The following is a 13,795-nucleotide window of genomic DNA, read 5'->3' on the forward strand; positions in this document are numbered from 1 at the left end:
CTTAAAACTAAATTAAATGGAAGAAAATATCCCACACAAAAATTGGTTCGGCCGAAACTGGAAATGGGTCGTTCCCACGGGAGGTTGCCTGGTTGCGATTATCCTTTTTGTTGTATTTGCAGGCACCCTTGTTATGGGTGTAACCTCCCTCTTAACCGATTCCGATCCGTATAAAGAAGCAATGTCCAAAGCGCAGGAAAACGAACTAGTGGTTGCTGCAATTGGAGAACCAATCGAACAGGACGGGATGACAATGGGAAGTTTAAACTATAACAACGGAGAGGGCCAGGCCAATTTGTCTATTCCTATAAAAGGCCCAAAGGGTGAAGCTGTACTTTCTGTTTTTGCTAACAAACCGGGAGATGAATGGATATACCACCTTCTGGAGGTTCAGATAAAAAATTCGGGAGAGACCATATCACTGCTGGCACCGGAAACCGATTTAGACAATTGATAGGGCACTTTCAATGGTATTGTAGATTTTGTGCAATTGATCGTTTGAAATTATATAGGGTGGCAGAATATAAACTGTATTTCCCAAGGGTCTTAAAAAAACACCTTCTGCCATAAAATGATCGAAAAGGATATTTCTGAGCGTACCATAACGCTCCATTTCTACATTGAGGTCTAAGGCAAATATCACGCCTAGCGTGCGAACTGCCGCTACTTTTTTATGTGCTTTAATTTTTTCGGAGAAGGCTTTGTGAAGTCTTTCAATTCTTAAAATATCATTTTGAATTTCGGCAGAAGTAAGTAAATCGATTCCCGCAATTGCCGCCGAACATGCCAACGGATTGGCGCTGTAGGTATGTGCATGGAAAAAACCCTTTGCGATTTCATCATCCAAAAAAGCATCGAACACCACCTGCGAACAAGCCGTAATACTCATAGCAGCTACTCCTGCAGTAAGGGCCTTGCTAAGACACATAATATCGGGCTGCGTTTTCAAGTATTCGGACGCGAAATTTGTACCGGTTTTCCCGAAACCCGTCATCACCTCATCGGCGATGCACAACACCTCATTTTCTTTACAGAGTTGTAGTAAGGTTTCAAGACCTTCGGCGTTGTGAAATTTCATCCCGGCGGCGCCTTGTACAAGAGGTTCATATACAAAGGCAGCACAGTTGTTTTCCGAAATTATTTCCTTCAGTTTTGAAAGAACTTCCGTAAGATTATGCTTTTGAGGCACCGGAATGCGCTTCACATTCAGAAAAAAATCTTCAAAAGGCCCATTGTACACCGAAAGTCCCGAAACACTCATGGCGCCAAAGGTATCTCCGTGAAAACCGTCTTCAAAAGCAATCAGCGTATTACGCTTTTCACCCTTGTTAAAATGGTATTGCAACGCCATTTTAATTCCCGCTTCAACCGCTGTAGAACCATTGTCGTTAAAAAATATCTTTTGGAGATGGGAAGGAAGTATCGCCATTAGTTTTTCGGAAAGTTCCACAGCGGGTTTATGTGTAAATCCTGTAAATACTATCTGATCGAGCTCTTTCAACTGATTTGAAACTGCGGTTATAATTGCATCATTACAGTGCCCGTACATGGCGGTATACCATGATGCAATTCCGTCGATATATTCCTTCCCGTTTTCATCCCACATCAAAGCCCCTTTTGCCTTTACAATACCAATGGGAGGTGTGGCAGTTTGATGCTGAGTTAACGGATGCCAGATGTGTTTTTTATCTCTTTCTGAAAGCGTCATTTCTAAATTTTTCGGCATATTCCATTACCACATTTTTGTCGAAATAAGGTTCTATATCAACTCTCCCTAAAATTGGCACTCCGGACATTTTTTTAATAACTTCTTCGGTTTCGGAATTTTCAACACCGTTAAAGATAATTCCAAAGATTTCAAAACCTCTTAGCTTTAGTACTTCTATAGTTAGTAGGGTATGATTGATGCTTCCCAGATAATGCCCTGAAACAACTACTATCTTATCATTCAGATTGATTAAATCTAAAACCGTCTCGGTCGTGTTTAATGGAACCAACAAGCCTCCGGCGCCCTCTATTACCAACGTATTGGATGTGGTGGGACGTTGTATACTGCTTAATTGAATCTCGACCCCATCAATTTTCGCCGCAGCATGCGGACTCATTGGTGTTTTTAAATTGAATGCACTGTCGTGAAATTTGGATTTTGTATTTGAGACAAGTTGTTTCACCTTATTTGTATCACTGTTGGCAAGATCCCCGGCCTGTATTGGTTTCCAGTAATCTGCATGCAAAATTTCGGTCACAATTGCCGAGACAATTGTTTTACCTACGTCTGTTCCATTGCCGGTTATAAAATAGGTTTCTTTCATGGTAATAAAGTATGTAAATATGATATCATGGTCTTAATCTCGACGGGTGAATTATAACTATGCACACAAATTCTAAGACGTTCCCGACCTTCGGGTACGGTTGGGGAAAGAATGGGTTTTACGTCAAATCCCTTCTCTCCTAATTTTTCGGCTACACTTCTTACCTTTTCATTCCCCGGAATAATACAACACTGTATGGCCGACTCACTCTTTATAAAATACTGTTCAAGCTCATGCTCATCGATGCTATTTCGTAATATTGCGATGTTACGATGAAGAGTGATTATTTCATTACTTTCGGGAGAAATCATAATGCTTTTCTCAAGTTGACGATAGGCAGTGAAAATAGTAGCTACCGAATGAGGTGGTAAGGCTGTTGTATAGATAAAACTTCTCGAAAAATTTGTTAAATACTCCTTTAACCGCTGTGAGCCTAGGATAACAGCACCATGACACCCTAATCCTTTCCCAAAGGTCATGATTCGCGCAAAAACGTTGGCCTCAAGCCCCAATTCCTGCACCACTCCCTTCCCTTTTCCCATAACTCCTAAAGCGTGGGCTTCATCTATAATGAGAAAATAGTTATTGCTTTTGCAATAAGCTGCCAGTTCCTGTAAATCGGGACTATCGCCGTCCATTGAGAAAACAGATTCGGTTACAATATATATAGCAGCATTACTCTGGTTTCGTGCAATACCAGCTTTTAAATCTTCAATGTTGTTATGCTTAAACTTTATGCCTCTGGCTTTGCTCATTGTAATGCCGTCGCGAATCGATGCATGGCTTAATTCATCGTAAAAAATAAGGTCACCTCGCTGTGGCACACTGCTAAACAATCCAATGTTTGCATCGTAGCCGCTGTTAAAAAGCAGGGCAGCTTCAGCTTTGTGAAAAGAAGCAATAAACTCTTCGGTTTCTTCAAAGAGCGAATAATTCCCACTAAGCAGTCTGGAGCCTGTAGCACCATTTTGCTTTAACTTTCTTTCCTTTAATAGAAGCGTAGCCTTCTCATAAATTGCTTCGGAAATACTAAATCCCAAATAATCATTCGACGAAAAATCAACTCTCGAATTCTGAATTTCCATTCTACGCAATGCTCCATTTGAGCTGCGTTCGTCCAACTTTTTTTGAAGTTTTTTGGGGAATAGATTCATTTTTCAAATTTAGCCAACTTTCCTAAAAGCCAAGGCAACTATTTCAAATTAAAATAAAACATGCCAAAATATAAAATCCCAAACTCCTATCGGAATTTGGGATTTTTAAAAGTTGTATCTCTAGAGAAAAGCCGAAGCTTAATCTGCCAATATAATTATTTTGTTGTCTTTACACTCAACGGTTCCACCATTGATTTCCATTACCCACTTACCACTGTCTTCCTTCGTAAATTTCTTTTCGAAACCTTCTTTAATAGTCGGATTTCCACGAAACTTTACTTTTCCGGCTTGCAGTAAGGATACGATGGCCGCGTGATTCTTCAACATCTGAAAGGGTCCTTCAACACCCGGTACGGTTACCGATTCAACTTCGCCCGATACGATGGATGCTTCAGGGGTTACAATTTCTAAGTACATAGTTTTAAATAGTATTGAGTAGTGAGCAGTAAGTATTGAGAGCAGTGTACTACACAATCTTGCAGCTCAATACTAATATCTCATTACTTATTTACGCTTCAGCAAGCATTTTCTCTCCGGCTTCCATTGCTTCCTCGATAGTACCTTTTAGGTTAAAGGCAGCTTCCGGAAGGTGATCTAATTCACCGTCCATGATCATGTTGAAACCTTTTATTGTTTCTTTAATATCTACCAATACTCCGGGAATACCTGTAAACTGCTCCGCTACGTGGAAAGGTTGTGACAAGAAACGTTGTACACGACGTGCACGACGCACTGCCAATTTATCTTCTTCCGAAAGTTCTTCCATTCCAAGAATAGCAATAATATCCTGTAATTCTTTATATCGCTGTAACAACTCTTTTACACGTTGTGCACAGTCGTAATGTTCTTTTCCTAAAATAGCTGCTGTTAGGATACGAGAAGTAGAATCCAACGGATCCACCGCAGGGTAAATACCTAATTCCGCAATTTTACGAGACAATACCGTAGTTGCATCCAGGTGGGCAAAGGTAGTTGCCGGCGCCGGATCGGTAAGGTCATCCGCAGGTACGTATACCGCTTGTACCGATGTAATAGATCCTCTTTTAGTAGAAGTAATACGCTCTTGCATCGCGCCCATCTCGGTTGCCAATGTAGGTTGGTAACCTACCGCAGATGGCATACGTCCAAGCAGTGCAGATACTTCAGAACCGGCCTGAGTAAATCGGAAAATGTTGTCTACGAAGAACAATACGTCCTTCCCTTGACCATCACCTGCTCCGTCACGGAAATATTCTGCAATTGTAAGACCCGATAAGGCCACACGAGCACGAGCTCCGGGAGGTTCGTTCATCTGTCCGAATACGAAAGTTGCCTTCGATTCTTTCATTACTTTCTTGTCTACTTTCGAAAGATCCCATCCTCCGTTTTCCATAGAATGCATAAAATCGTCTCCGTATTTAATAATACCCGATTCCAACATCTCACGTAACAAATCGTTTCCTTCACGAGTACGTTCACCTACTCCTGCAAACACAGAAAGACCTCCGTGTCCTTTTGCAATATTGTTAATCAGCTCCTGAATCAAAACCGTTTTACCTACTCCGGCACCACCAAATAATCCAATTTTCCCACCTTTTGCGTAAGGCTCAATCAAATCGATTACTTTAATCCCTGTAAATAAAACTTCGGTTGAAGTTGATAGATCTTCAAATTTTGGTGCTTCACGGTGAATTGGAAGTCCGTCATCACCTGCTTTAGGCAAATTCCCGATTCCGTCAATAGCATCCCCAATTACGTTGAACAAACGTCCGTATACATCATCCCCAATAGGCATTTGTATAGGTGCTCCTGTTGCTACAGCATCAACACCACGGCTTAACCCATCGGTAGAGTCCATAGAGATGGTACGTACCGTGTTTTCACCAATGTGAGATTGTACTTCGAGTATCAATAAATTTCCGTTGTTATCTACTTCTAACGAATCGTAAATCTTTGGAAGTTCTGCTCCGCTTGCAAACTCAACGTCTACTACCGGGCCAATAATCTGTGCAACTTTTCCTGTAACTTGTGACATTATTAACTGTTTATTTTTTAGTTATCTAGGGGTGACTTTAGCACCCTGTTTTTCAACGGTGCAAAGATAGTTTTTTCTCTTAGAATATTGCAATGGAATGTTCAAATTTTTTGGAAGGATTTTTGGAGAGCTTCCCCTTTGCATTTCGCAAGCTTATGCTGCAGCTCACCGCGTTTTTCACTTTTTCCTATTACCTACACTGCTCACTGCTCACTATTAATGATTAACGAAGTACGATTTGGGATTTGGGATTTGGGATTTGAAAACTATGATCAATAAATTAAATTATAATTTCTTCTCACAACTAACGTCTCATGACTCACTGCTCACTGCTCACTGCCTACCTACGGTAGGTAAACTCACTGCTCACTTAAAAAAAAGCTATTCAACCGTAACCGACTTAGCCAAGTTACGCGGCTGATCTACATTTCGGCCAAGCATTACCGCAATATGATAAGATAATAATTGCAAAGGAATAGTAGTCACCAATGGGGTTAAGGTTTCGGCGGTATCGGGCACTTCCATAATATAGTCGGCCATCTCTTTCACCGAAGTATCTCCTTCGGTAACAACAGCGATAATTTTCCCTGCCCGCGATTTAATTTCCTGAATATTACTCACTACTTTTTCGTAATGATTACTATTTACTGCAATAACCACCACAGGCATGTGCTCGTCGATTAAGGCAATAGGACCGTGTTTCATTTCTGCTGCAGGATATCCTTCGGCGTGGATATAAGATATCTCCTTCAGCTTTAGAGCGCCTTCCAAAGCCACGGGGAAGTTGTATCCTCTTCCGAGGTATAAAAAGTTTTTAGAATCTTTAAATATTTCAGCTATCTTCTTAATATTATCATCACTTTCAAGAGTTTCCTGCACCTTTGCCGGAATCATTTCAAGTTCCCGTAGATGCAACATATAATCGGAATGCGAAATTGTCCCCTTTATCTTTGCCAGTTTTAGGGCAATCATTGTCAAAACTGTGATCTGTGTGGTAAATGCTTTGGTAGAAGCCACTCCAATTTCAGGTCCGGCGTGCGTATAGGTTCCACTATGTGTTTCGCGAGAGATCGTTGAGCCCACTACGTTACAAATTCCGTACACAAAAGCTCCCTTTTCTTTGGCCAGTTTCACTGCGGCCAGAGTGTCGGCTGTTTCACCACTCTGAGAAATGGCTATGACCACGTCTTTTTCAGTAATAATTGGGTTTCGGTATCTAAATTCGGATGCGTATTCAACTTCAACAGGAATTCGTGCCCAGTCTTCAAAAATATATTCGGCCACCAAACCGGCATGCCATGATGTACCACAGGCAACAATAATAATTCGGTCTGCATTGGTGAATTTACCTATATAATCTTCAAGTCCGCCCAATTTTATAATCCCTTCATTGGCCAACAAGCGCCCGCGATAGGTATCTTTAATTACCGAAGGTTGCTCATAAATTTCCTTCAGCATAAAATGGTCGAACCCACCTTTTTCAATTTGCTCTAAATTTAATTGCAATTCATGAATATAAGGAGCTACGAGGCTGTCATCTTTTATCTTACGAACTTTTACCTCTCTTCCTCGACGTATAACTGCCATTTCTTCATCTTCAAGATAGATGGTTTTATTGGTAAATTCGATAAATGGAGAGGCGTCACTCGCTACAAAGAATTCATCATCACCAATTCCAATAGCTAACGGACTTCCAAGTTTGGCAACTACAATTTCATCGGGTTTGTTCCGGTCGAACAAAGCGATTGCGTATGCTCCTACTACCTGATTTAACGCAATTTGCACTGCTTTGCCTAGCTTTACCTTTTCATTCTTTTTAATATCTTCAATAAGATTCACAAGAACCTCGGTATCGGTATCGGAGACGAAGGTATAGCCACGCTTTGTAAGTTCCTTTTTAATGGAACCGTAATTTTCTATAATGCCGTTGTGAATAATTACCAAATCTCCACTCTGTGAGTAATGAGGATGCGAATTAATATCGTTGGGGACCCCATGGGTTGCCCAACGTGTGTGACCAATTCCAAGATTACCTTTGGTGGTAATGGAATTGTTTATTTTGCTTTCCAGATCGGTAACCTTCCCTTTTGTCTTGCATAATTGAATTTCGGAACCGTCGTATAAGGCAATTCCCGCACTGTCATAACCACGGTATTCCAAACGTTTTAAACCATTCAGAAGTATAGGAAATGCTTCTCTTTTACCAATATATCCGACAATTCCACACATAGCAAACTAATTTAATTAGGTTTGGTATAATATATTTGAAGTTTTAACTTTTTCTCTTGATTAGAGGTATTATTGCCAAACAATACCGTTCCTTTTGGAGAAACAATACTAGCGGCGGGTATGCTTTTAATTCCGGGAGGTTGCGTGTTTTCTAGATCCTGAAAATCCTGAACCAACACATTATTACTAACCATAAGCCCCAAAGACACATTTGTAGAATCTTTTCTAATCAGGTCACTTACAAAACTGGTAATTCTAATTTTATAAAAATCACCATTGTCATCGCTTCCTCTGTCCAATCTTCCCAGGTGTTCCGTTTTTGCCTCTACAGGGAGCGTAGACGTGCTAATATCGAAGGTGTAATCCTTCAACAATCTTCCATTAATCGCATCAAAAATAACGATTCGTTCCGGCTCGGCGCTTCCTCCGGTAACCTTACTTTGATCTACATAAAAAATGAGGTTGGCTTCATTTATCAACCAATTTTTTATTCGAATTTCATCCAACTCATCCGGAATTCCATTTGAACCTGCAACCAGTTCCCCATTCACAACTTTCAATACATCTGCGTCCTGAAAAAGATTTACAATAGTAACAATGCCATCGCCCCCTCTTAAATACAAGTTTGCTTCCCCGTTTTCGGTATCGGGGTTTTGTAATGCAGTTGCGATGCTTGGTGTTAATTCATTGTCATATACATTCACGCTTATTCCACCCAATCCCAATAAAAAGGATTCTTCTTCAGTTTCTGAAGTTGTATTGCCATCGGATGTCGTGGTCACAACATGTGTATAGTTCAAAGAAAATTCAACTTTTGAAAGGTCAAAAATGAATAAAGACCCGTCATTTGTATTTGAAGTAGCTTTAAAATAAACTCCTCTAAAGTACTCCTTAAAGTTATTGTTATTAATTAGTTCGGAACCTCCTTCTTTGTTCAAGATTTTCTCCTGAAAATATTCGATAGGCAATTCCACTCTCAATCCCGGAGGTAGTTTTTCTTCTTCGTCTTCTTCGGTTTCAGGATCGTCTTCTGTGACAATTATTTCTGCCGCACTTGGAATAAAATCTTCAATGGTATGAATTAACGGCCCTGTAAAGTTGTTGAAAAGTTGACCCTGACTAGAATAATACTGTTGCGCTTCCTCAAAGTTAGTTCCAGGATCGAATTCTCTTAAAAAATAATTCGATTCGTACATTGAAATAGTTATGGGAGAGGCTCCATACACCGAATCCAGTTTATAGGTTAAGACATCGTCGGTAGTAGTTCCGGTTGCATAATACGGGATGTAGAGAATTACACTTTGTAGTTCGGTACTATCCCCAAAATCGGGATTCGTGCTTTGCATCAATATTTGAGAAAGCAAATTAACTGTAGACTTGCCGTATACCGGGTCGTTATAAATTCCCAGTTGATATGATGGCAGGGCGTTGGTTTGTACCGGTGGTAATTTACGGCTGTAGGCCACAACATTATTACTAATGTAAAGATCCGAATCGAAGTTTTGAACCCCAATATTCGACACCAAAGGTTCAAAATCTTCCTGACAGGAAGCTAAACCAATAATAAATAAAAATATTGCCGCTAATTTTGGCAACGTATACTTGATTTTCATATGCAATAATGTGTGTTTATACCAATACTTTAGATCGGTAAAAGTCTAAATATGCCTGGGAAAAATCGTTCATATTGTGATATTTTAACACAGGTTTGTCGAGATTATTAAGAAATGATGTAAGTTCTTCGGGGATTTCTTCAGAACCAACAATAACAGCATCCGAATTTCTAACCGCTACCTTCATCATATTTACATAATCCGGCTCTTTTAATTCAATAATTTGTTCTTCGGCAATTCCGTCGAACTTAATTTTTTCCATAACCTGATTATCTAACGTACCATCGAAGCCGTGATTGTATACGGAAGTAACTATTTTACTATTTTCGAACAAGGGTTCGTTATCGTAGTAATTTTTAAGGTATAATGGTAAGAAAGATGCCAGCCAACCGTGAACATGAATTATGTCCGGAGACCAGTTTAATTTTTTTACGGTTTCAATAACGCCCTTTGCAAAGAAAATTGCACGCTCATCGTTATCTGCAAAAAAGTTACCATCCTCATCGGCATAGGTAGCTTTTCGTTTAAAATAATCTTCATTATCTATAAAATACACCTGCATGCGTTCCTTCGGAATGGAAGCGACTTTAATAATTAACGGCATATCCATGTCGTTAATCACCAAATTCATACCCGAAAGTCTAATCACCTCGTGTAGTTGATGTCTTCGCTCATTTATATTACCGTAACGAGGCATGAAGATTCTAATTTGACCTTCATTATTATTCACCATTCGGGGGGCTTCAAACGACATTGAAGAAATCTCGGTCTCCGGGAGGTATGGAATAACTTCGGAAGACACATACAAGATTCTCTTATCTTTCATCTATTATTTATTTTATAATGTTGATTCGATGCTATTCGTCCTAATTATAATACTTAATTTAACCCTTAAATAAAAGTTCGACGTTTTGCACACTTTGTAAACTCTACTGGCTTTGCTTTTAAAAACACGCAAAATTACGAAAATTTATGAAGATTGCCCGTAATATATTAATTTTGCTCGCTCTTATTTCATATTTATGAACATCCACACCGATAGTGCATCGCTTGAAAAATCACTTTTTTTGTTTCGAGACGGTAAAAAAATTGGTTTTGTCCCTACCATGGGGGCACTGCATGAGGGACACCTTTCTCTTGTGAGTAATGCATTAGATGCCAATGACTGTGTGGTTGTGAGCATATTTGTGAATCCGACGCAGTTTGATAATGCGTCCGATTTAAAAAAATACCCGAGAAATTTGCAGGAAGATGTATCCCTGCTTCAGAAAATAAAAGGAAAGGTACTGGTCTATGCACCCGACAAATCAGATATTTACCCCGGTGAGGTTGTTTCTAAACAATATCGATATGGCGGCATCGAGTTTGAAATGGAAGGAAAGCACCGCAAAGGACATTTTGATGGTGTGGGAACGATTGTTGGTCTACTCTTAAAAATCGTAAAGCCAAATTCGGCATATTTTGGAGAAAAAGACTTTCAGCAGTTGCAAATTGTAAAAAAACTGGTTCAAATCGAAAAATTACCTGTCAAAATAATAGGCTGCCCAATTGTCAGAGAAAAAAACGGCCTTGCAATGAGTTCTCGAAATCGACGACTGACCCCTAAACAGCTCGAAGACGCGACTATACTCTATAAAACATTACAGGAAGTACGTCGAAAATTTAAACCTTACTCAATTTCACAATTAAATGAATTGGTTAAGGAACGGTTTTTGAATAGCTCACTCAAATTAGAATATTTTGAAATCGCAAATGAGAAAACACTTGCCACGGCAAAATACAAACGTAAAGGCAATACGTATCGCGGATTTATTGCTGCCCATGCAGGATCCGTCCGTTTAATAGATAATATGCCTTTAAATTAATACCTTTGCACAATGCAAATACATGTAGTAAAATCTAAAATTCACAGAGTAAAAGTTACAGGTGCAGACCTAAACTATATAGGAAGTATTACCATCGATGAAGATCTAATGGATGCTGCCAACATTATTGAAGGTGAAAAGATTCAGATTGTAAACAACAACAATGGGGAGCGATTTGAAACCTATGCCATTCCCGGTCCGCGTAATAGCGGAGAAATTACGCTTAACGGTGCAGCCGCAAGAAGAGTGGCGCCGGGGGATATTCTTATTTTAATTACCTACGCTATTATGGAGGTAGAAGAAGCTAAAAAATTCAAGCCAGCACTTGTCTTCCCAAACGAAGAAAACAACCTACTCACCTAATTTGAAAACTTCTTTAACCAAGTTTTTAAAGATTGCTATTCCTTTAGGATTAGGTGTGTTTTTAATCTGGTATTCTTATTCAAAATTCACGCCCGAGCAGCTTACCGAAATTAAAACCAACTTTAAAGATGCTAATTATGGCTTCGTAATCTTAGCTGTTGTTCTTAGTCAGATAAGTCATATTTCTCGAGCCTATCGGTGGAGTTTTATGTTGGCGCCCTTGGGTTATAAGCCCAAGCTGTTCAATAATTTTATGGCGATTTGTATTGCTTACCTTATGAATATTTTCATTCCAAAAAGCGGTGAGGTATCTCGTGCTCTGGTAATTGACAAATACGAGGGTGTGCCGTTCGACAAGGCTTTTGGAACTATAATTTCTGAACGAGTTGTTGATCTTATCTTCCTTTTGGGATTCACACTTGCTGCATTTTTACTCCAATTCGATATTTTAAAGGATTATATTCTTTCGAATATTCCACTTACAAAACTATTATTTGCGTTAGGTGGGCTATTTGTGATGGTATTGGTTTTCTTTTTATTTCTGAAATTCTCTAAGTCGGTTTTACAACAAAAATTGAAGCAATTTCTTATCGGATTAAAGGAAGGAATTTTCAGCATTCTTAAAATGAAGAAAAAAGGAGCTTTTATTTTACATACCTGTTTTATCTGGGGATTGTATCTACTATCGTTTTACACTGCGACATTTGCGCTAGACGCAACTTCTGCAATCTCAGTTGGCACCTTAATTACGGCCTTTGTTATTGGCAGTTTCACATTTGCCTTTACCAATAGCGGGTTTGGTTCTTATCCATTTTTTGTTGCGGGAATACTTGCCGTTTTTGGCATTGCCGAAACTGTAGGTACTGCGTTTGGATGGATCGTGTGGACTTCCAATATTGCATCCATTGTCCTTTTTGGAGCCCTGTCTTTTTTTATATTACCGGTTTACAACAAGGTAATCAAGTAGTCTATCACTACTGACATAAACCAATTTCAAAATTTACTATCTTTCGGCAACCAAAAATTACCTCTTATGAAAAAACTACTCCTTATAGGGTTTTGTATTTTTAGTTCCTTTTCAATTCTGGCACAATCCAAAATCATCTATCATGAATTTGATTCGGTAAAACTTGGAGAGCTTAGAAAACTTAAAATCCAACTTCCCAGAGACTACGACGCAAACTTAGATAAGATATACCCTATTGTGGTTGTATTGGATGCTAATTACCTCTTCGAGCCGGTAGCGGGAAATGTGGATTACTTTAGTTATTGGGAAGATATGCCCGAATCTATTGTAGTTGGAATTATGCAAGGCGATGGTCGCTATGAAGATTGTGACTACGACGACACCAACTTTGTGCCCACCGAAAAAGGAGCCAAATTCTTCGAATTTATTGGTATGGAACTTATCCCGTACATAGACACAACGTATAGAACGGCTAAGTTTATTATTGCGGTAGGTCACGATTTTACAGCCAATTTTATAAATTATTACCTTTTTAAGGATCCTCCATTATTTAACGGCTATATTAGTTTGAGTCCGGATCCCGCTCCTATGATGGAAGAGCGACTTTTTGATCGTATTCCGGATATTAAATCAAAACTTTTCTACTATTTGGCAACCGGAACCGATGATATTAAAGATCTTATGGAAAATGCCGAAAGATTGAACACATTATTAAAACCCATTGACAGTAAAAACTTTAGTTATTTTTATGACAATTTTGAAGGCGCCACACATTATTCTTTAGTAGCAAGGGCTATTCCTTCCGCAATGGAAAAGATATTTTCGGTATACAGACCCATTAGCAAGCAGGAATACACCGATGTATTGTTAAAAATGGAAACTCCAATTCACCAGTATCTGGTCGATAAATACAAAACAATTGAAGATCTTTTTGGAATTACAAATACAATTCGTGTAAACGATTTTATTGCTGTTTGTAAGGCTTCTGAAAAACAAAAACAATGGGAATCACTTCGCGAAATTGCTACTATGGCTATAAAACAATATCCAAATACTGTGTTAGGGGATTACTATTTAGGACGTTATTATGAAGAAACCGGGGATCCAAAAAAAGCGATGCGAACTTTTCAAGGGGCTTACGACAAAGAAGAAGTCGATTTTATTACGGTCGATTTAATGTTAGACAAGGCAGAAAAAATTAAAACAGATTTCGGGTTCTAAAATCTAAATTCAATAAAATAAAAAAACCTCTGTGGAACATCCACAGAGGTTTTTTTA

At 39.1% G+C, this 13,795-nt stretch carries 13 protein-coding genes; 5 read left to right on the plus strand and 8 right to left on the minus strand.

What is annotated here, in order from left to right; translation table 11 throughout:
* Window positions 1–16: 16 nt before the first annotated feature.
* Window positions 17–454, plus strand: coding sequence for a cytochrome c oxidase assembly factor Coa1 family protein (locus ATE92_RS04195; RefSeq protein WP_100802508.1), 438 nt, complete (start codon window positions 17–19; stop codon window positions 452–454).
* Here ATE92_RS04195 and bioA read toward each other — a convergent pair.
* The 8 genes from bioA to ATE92_RS04235 form a co-directional block, all read right to left on the minus strand.
* The gene (gene bioA / locus ATE92_RS04200; protein ID WP_100804351.1) at window positions 443–1,708 is read right to left on the minus strand and encodes an adenosylmethionine--8-amino-7-oxononanoate transaminase; all 1,266 of its coding nucleotides are present in this window, start codon (window positions 1,706–1,708) and stop codon (window positions 443–445) included. The two genes, ATE92_RS04195 and bioA, sit on opposite strands and share 12 nt — an antisense overlap.
* Complete coding sequence (bioD, locus tag ATE92_RS04205; RefSeq protein WP_100802509.1) at window positions 1,686–2,312, minus strand: dethiobiotin synthase; 627 nt, start codon at window positions 2,310–2,312, stop codon at window positions 1,686–1,688. The genes bioA and bioD overlap by 23 nt, the downstream gene beginning before the upstream one ends.
* On the minus strand, window positions 2,309–3,466 hold the full coding sequence (locus tag ATE92_RS04210; protein ID WP_100802510.1) for an 8-amino-7-oxononanoate synthase: 1,158 nt from the start codon (window positions 3,464–3,466) through the stop codon (window positions 2,309–2,311). Before ATE92_RS04210 ends, bioD begins: the two co-directional genes overlap by 4 nt.
* Before the next feature lie 138 nt (window positions 3,467–3,604).
* Complete coding sequence (locus tag ATE92_RS04215) at window positions 3,605–3,883, minus strand: F0F1 ATP synthase subunit epsilon (protein ID WP_100802511.1); 279 nt, start codon at window positions 3,881–3,883, stop codon at window positions 3,605–3,607.
* A 91-nt stretch (window positions 3,884–3,974) separates the two neighbouring features.
* Window positions 3,975–5,480 (minus strand): F0F1 ATP synthase subunit beta, encoded by a 1,506-nt coding sequence (atpD, locus tag ATE92_RS04220; RefSeq protein ID WP_100802512.1) that lies wholly within the window; start codon window positions 5,478–5,480, stop codon window positions 3,975–3,977.
* A 381-nt stretch (window positions 5,481–5,861) separates the two neighbouring features.
* A complete protein-coding gene (gene glmS, locus ATE92_RS04225) occupies window positions 5,862–7,709 on the minus strand; it encodes a glutamine--fructose-6-phosphate transaminase (isomerizing) (protein WP_100802513.1) in 1,848 nt (615 codons plus the stop codon).
* Between the two features lie 11 nt (window positions 7,710–7,720).
* Window positions 7,721–9,322: a DUF4270 domain-containing protein gene (locus tag ATE92_RS04230; protein ID WP_100802514.1), complete on the minus strand. Its 1,602-nt coding sequence runs from the start codon at window positions 9,320–9,322 to the stop codon at window positions 7,721–7,723.
* A gap of 16 nt (window positions 9,323–9,338) precedes the next feature.
* The gene (locus ATE92_RS04235) at window positions 9,339–10,148 is read right to left on the minus strand and encodes a glycogen/starch synthase (protein ID WP_100802515.1); all 810 of its coding nucleotides are present in this window, start codon (window positions 10,146–10,148) and stop codon (window positions 9,339–9,341) included.
* A gap of 196 nt (window positions 10,149–10,344) precedes the next feature.
* On the opposite strand from ATE92_RS04235, the gene panC reads away from it, so the two are divergent.
* The 4 genes from panC to ATE92_RS04255 all read left to right on the plus strand — a co-directional run bounded on the left by panC (window position 10,345) and on the right by ATE92_RS04255 (window position 13,738).
* The gene (gene panC / locus ATE92_RS04240) at window positions 10,345–11,187 is read left to right on the plus strand and encodes a pantoate--beta-alanine ligase (protein ID WP_100802516.1); all 843 of its coding nucleotides are present in this window, start codon (window positions 10,345–10,347) and stop codon (window positions 11,185–11,187) included.
* Window positions 11,188–11,199: 12 nt separating this feature from the next.
* Entirely contained in the window at window positions 11,200–11,550 is a 351-nt protein-coding gene (gene panD / locus ATE92_RS04245) for an aspartate 1-decarboxylase (protein WP_100802517.1), read from the plus strand.
* 1 nt (window position 11,551) lies between these two features.
* Complete coding sequence (locus tag ATE92_RS04250) at window positions 11,552–12,517, plus strand: lysylphosphatidylglycerol synthase transmembrane domain-containing protein (protein WP_100802518.1); 966 nt, start codon at window positions 11,552–11,554, stop codon at window positions 12,515–12,517.
* A 66-nt stretch (window positions 12,518–12,583) separates the two neighbouring features.
* Window positions 12,584–13,738, plus strand: coding sequence for an alpha/beta hydrolase-fold protein (locus ATE92_RS04255; protein ID WP_100802519.1), 1,155 nt, complete (start codon window positions 12,584–12,586; stop codon window positions 13,736–13,738).
* Window positions 13,739–13,795: the final 57 nt, after the last annotated feature.

It is taken from the genome of Ulvibacter sp. MAR_2010_11 (genome assembly GCF_002813135.1).
GTDB lineage: Bacteria > Bacteroidota > Bacteroidia > Flavobacteriales > Flavobacteriaceae > Altibacter.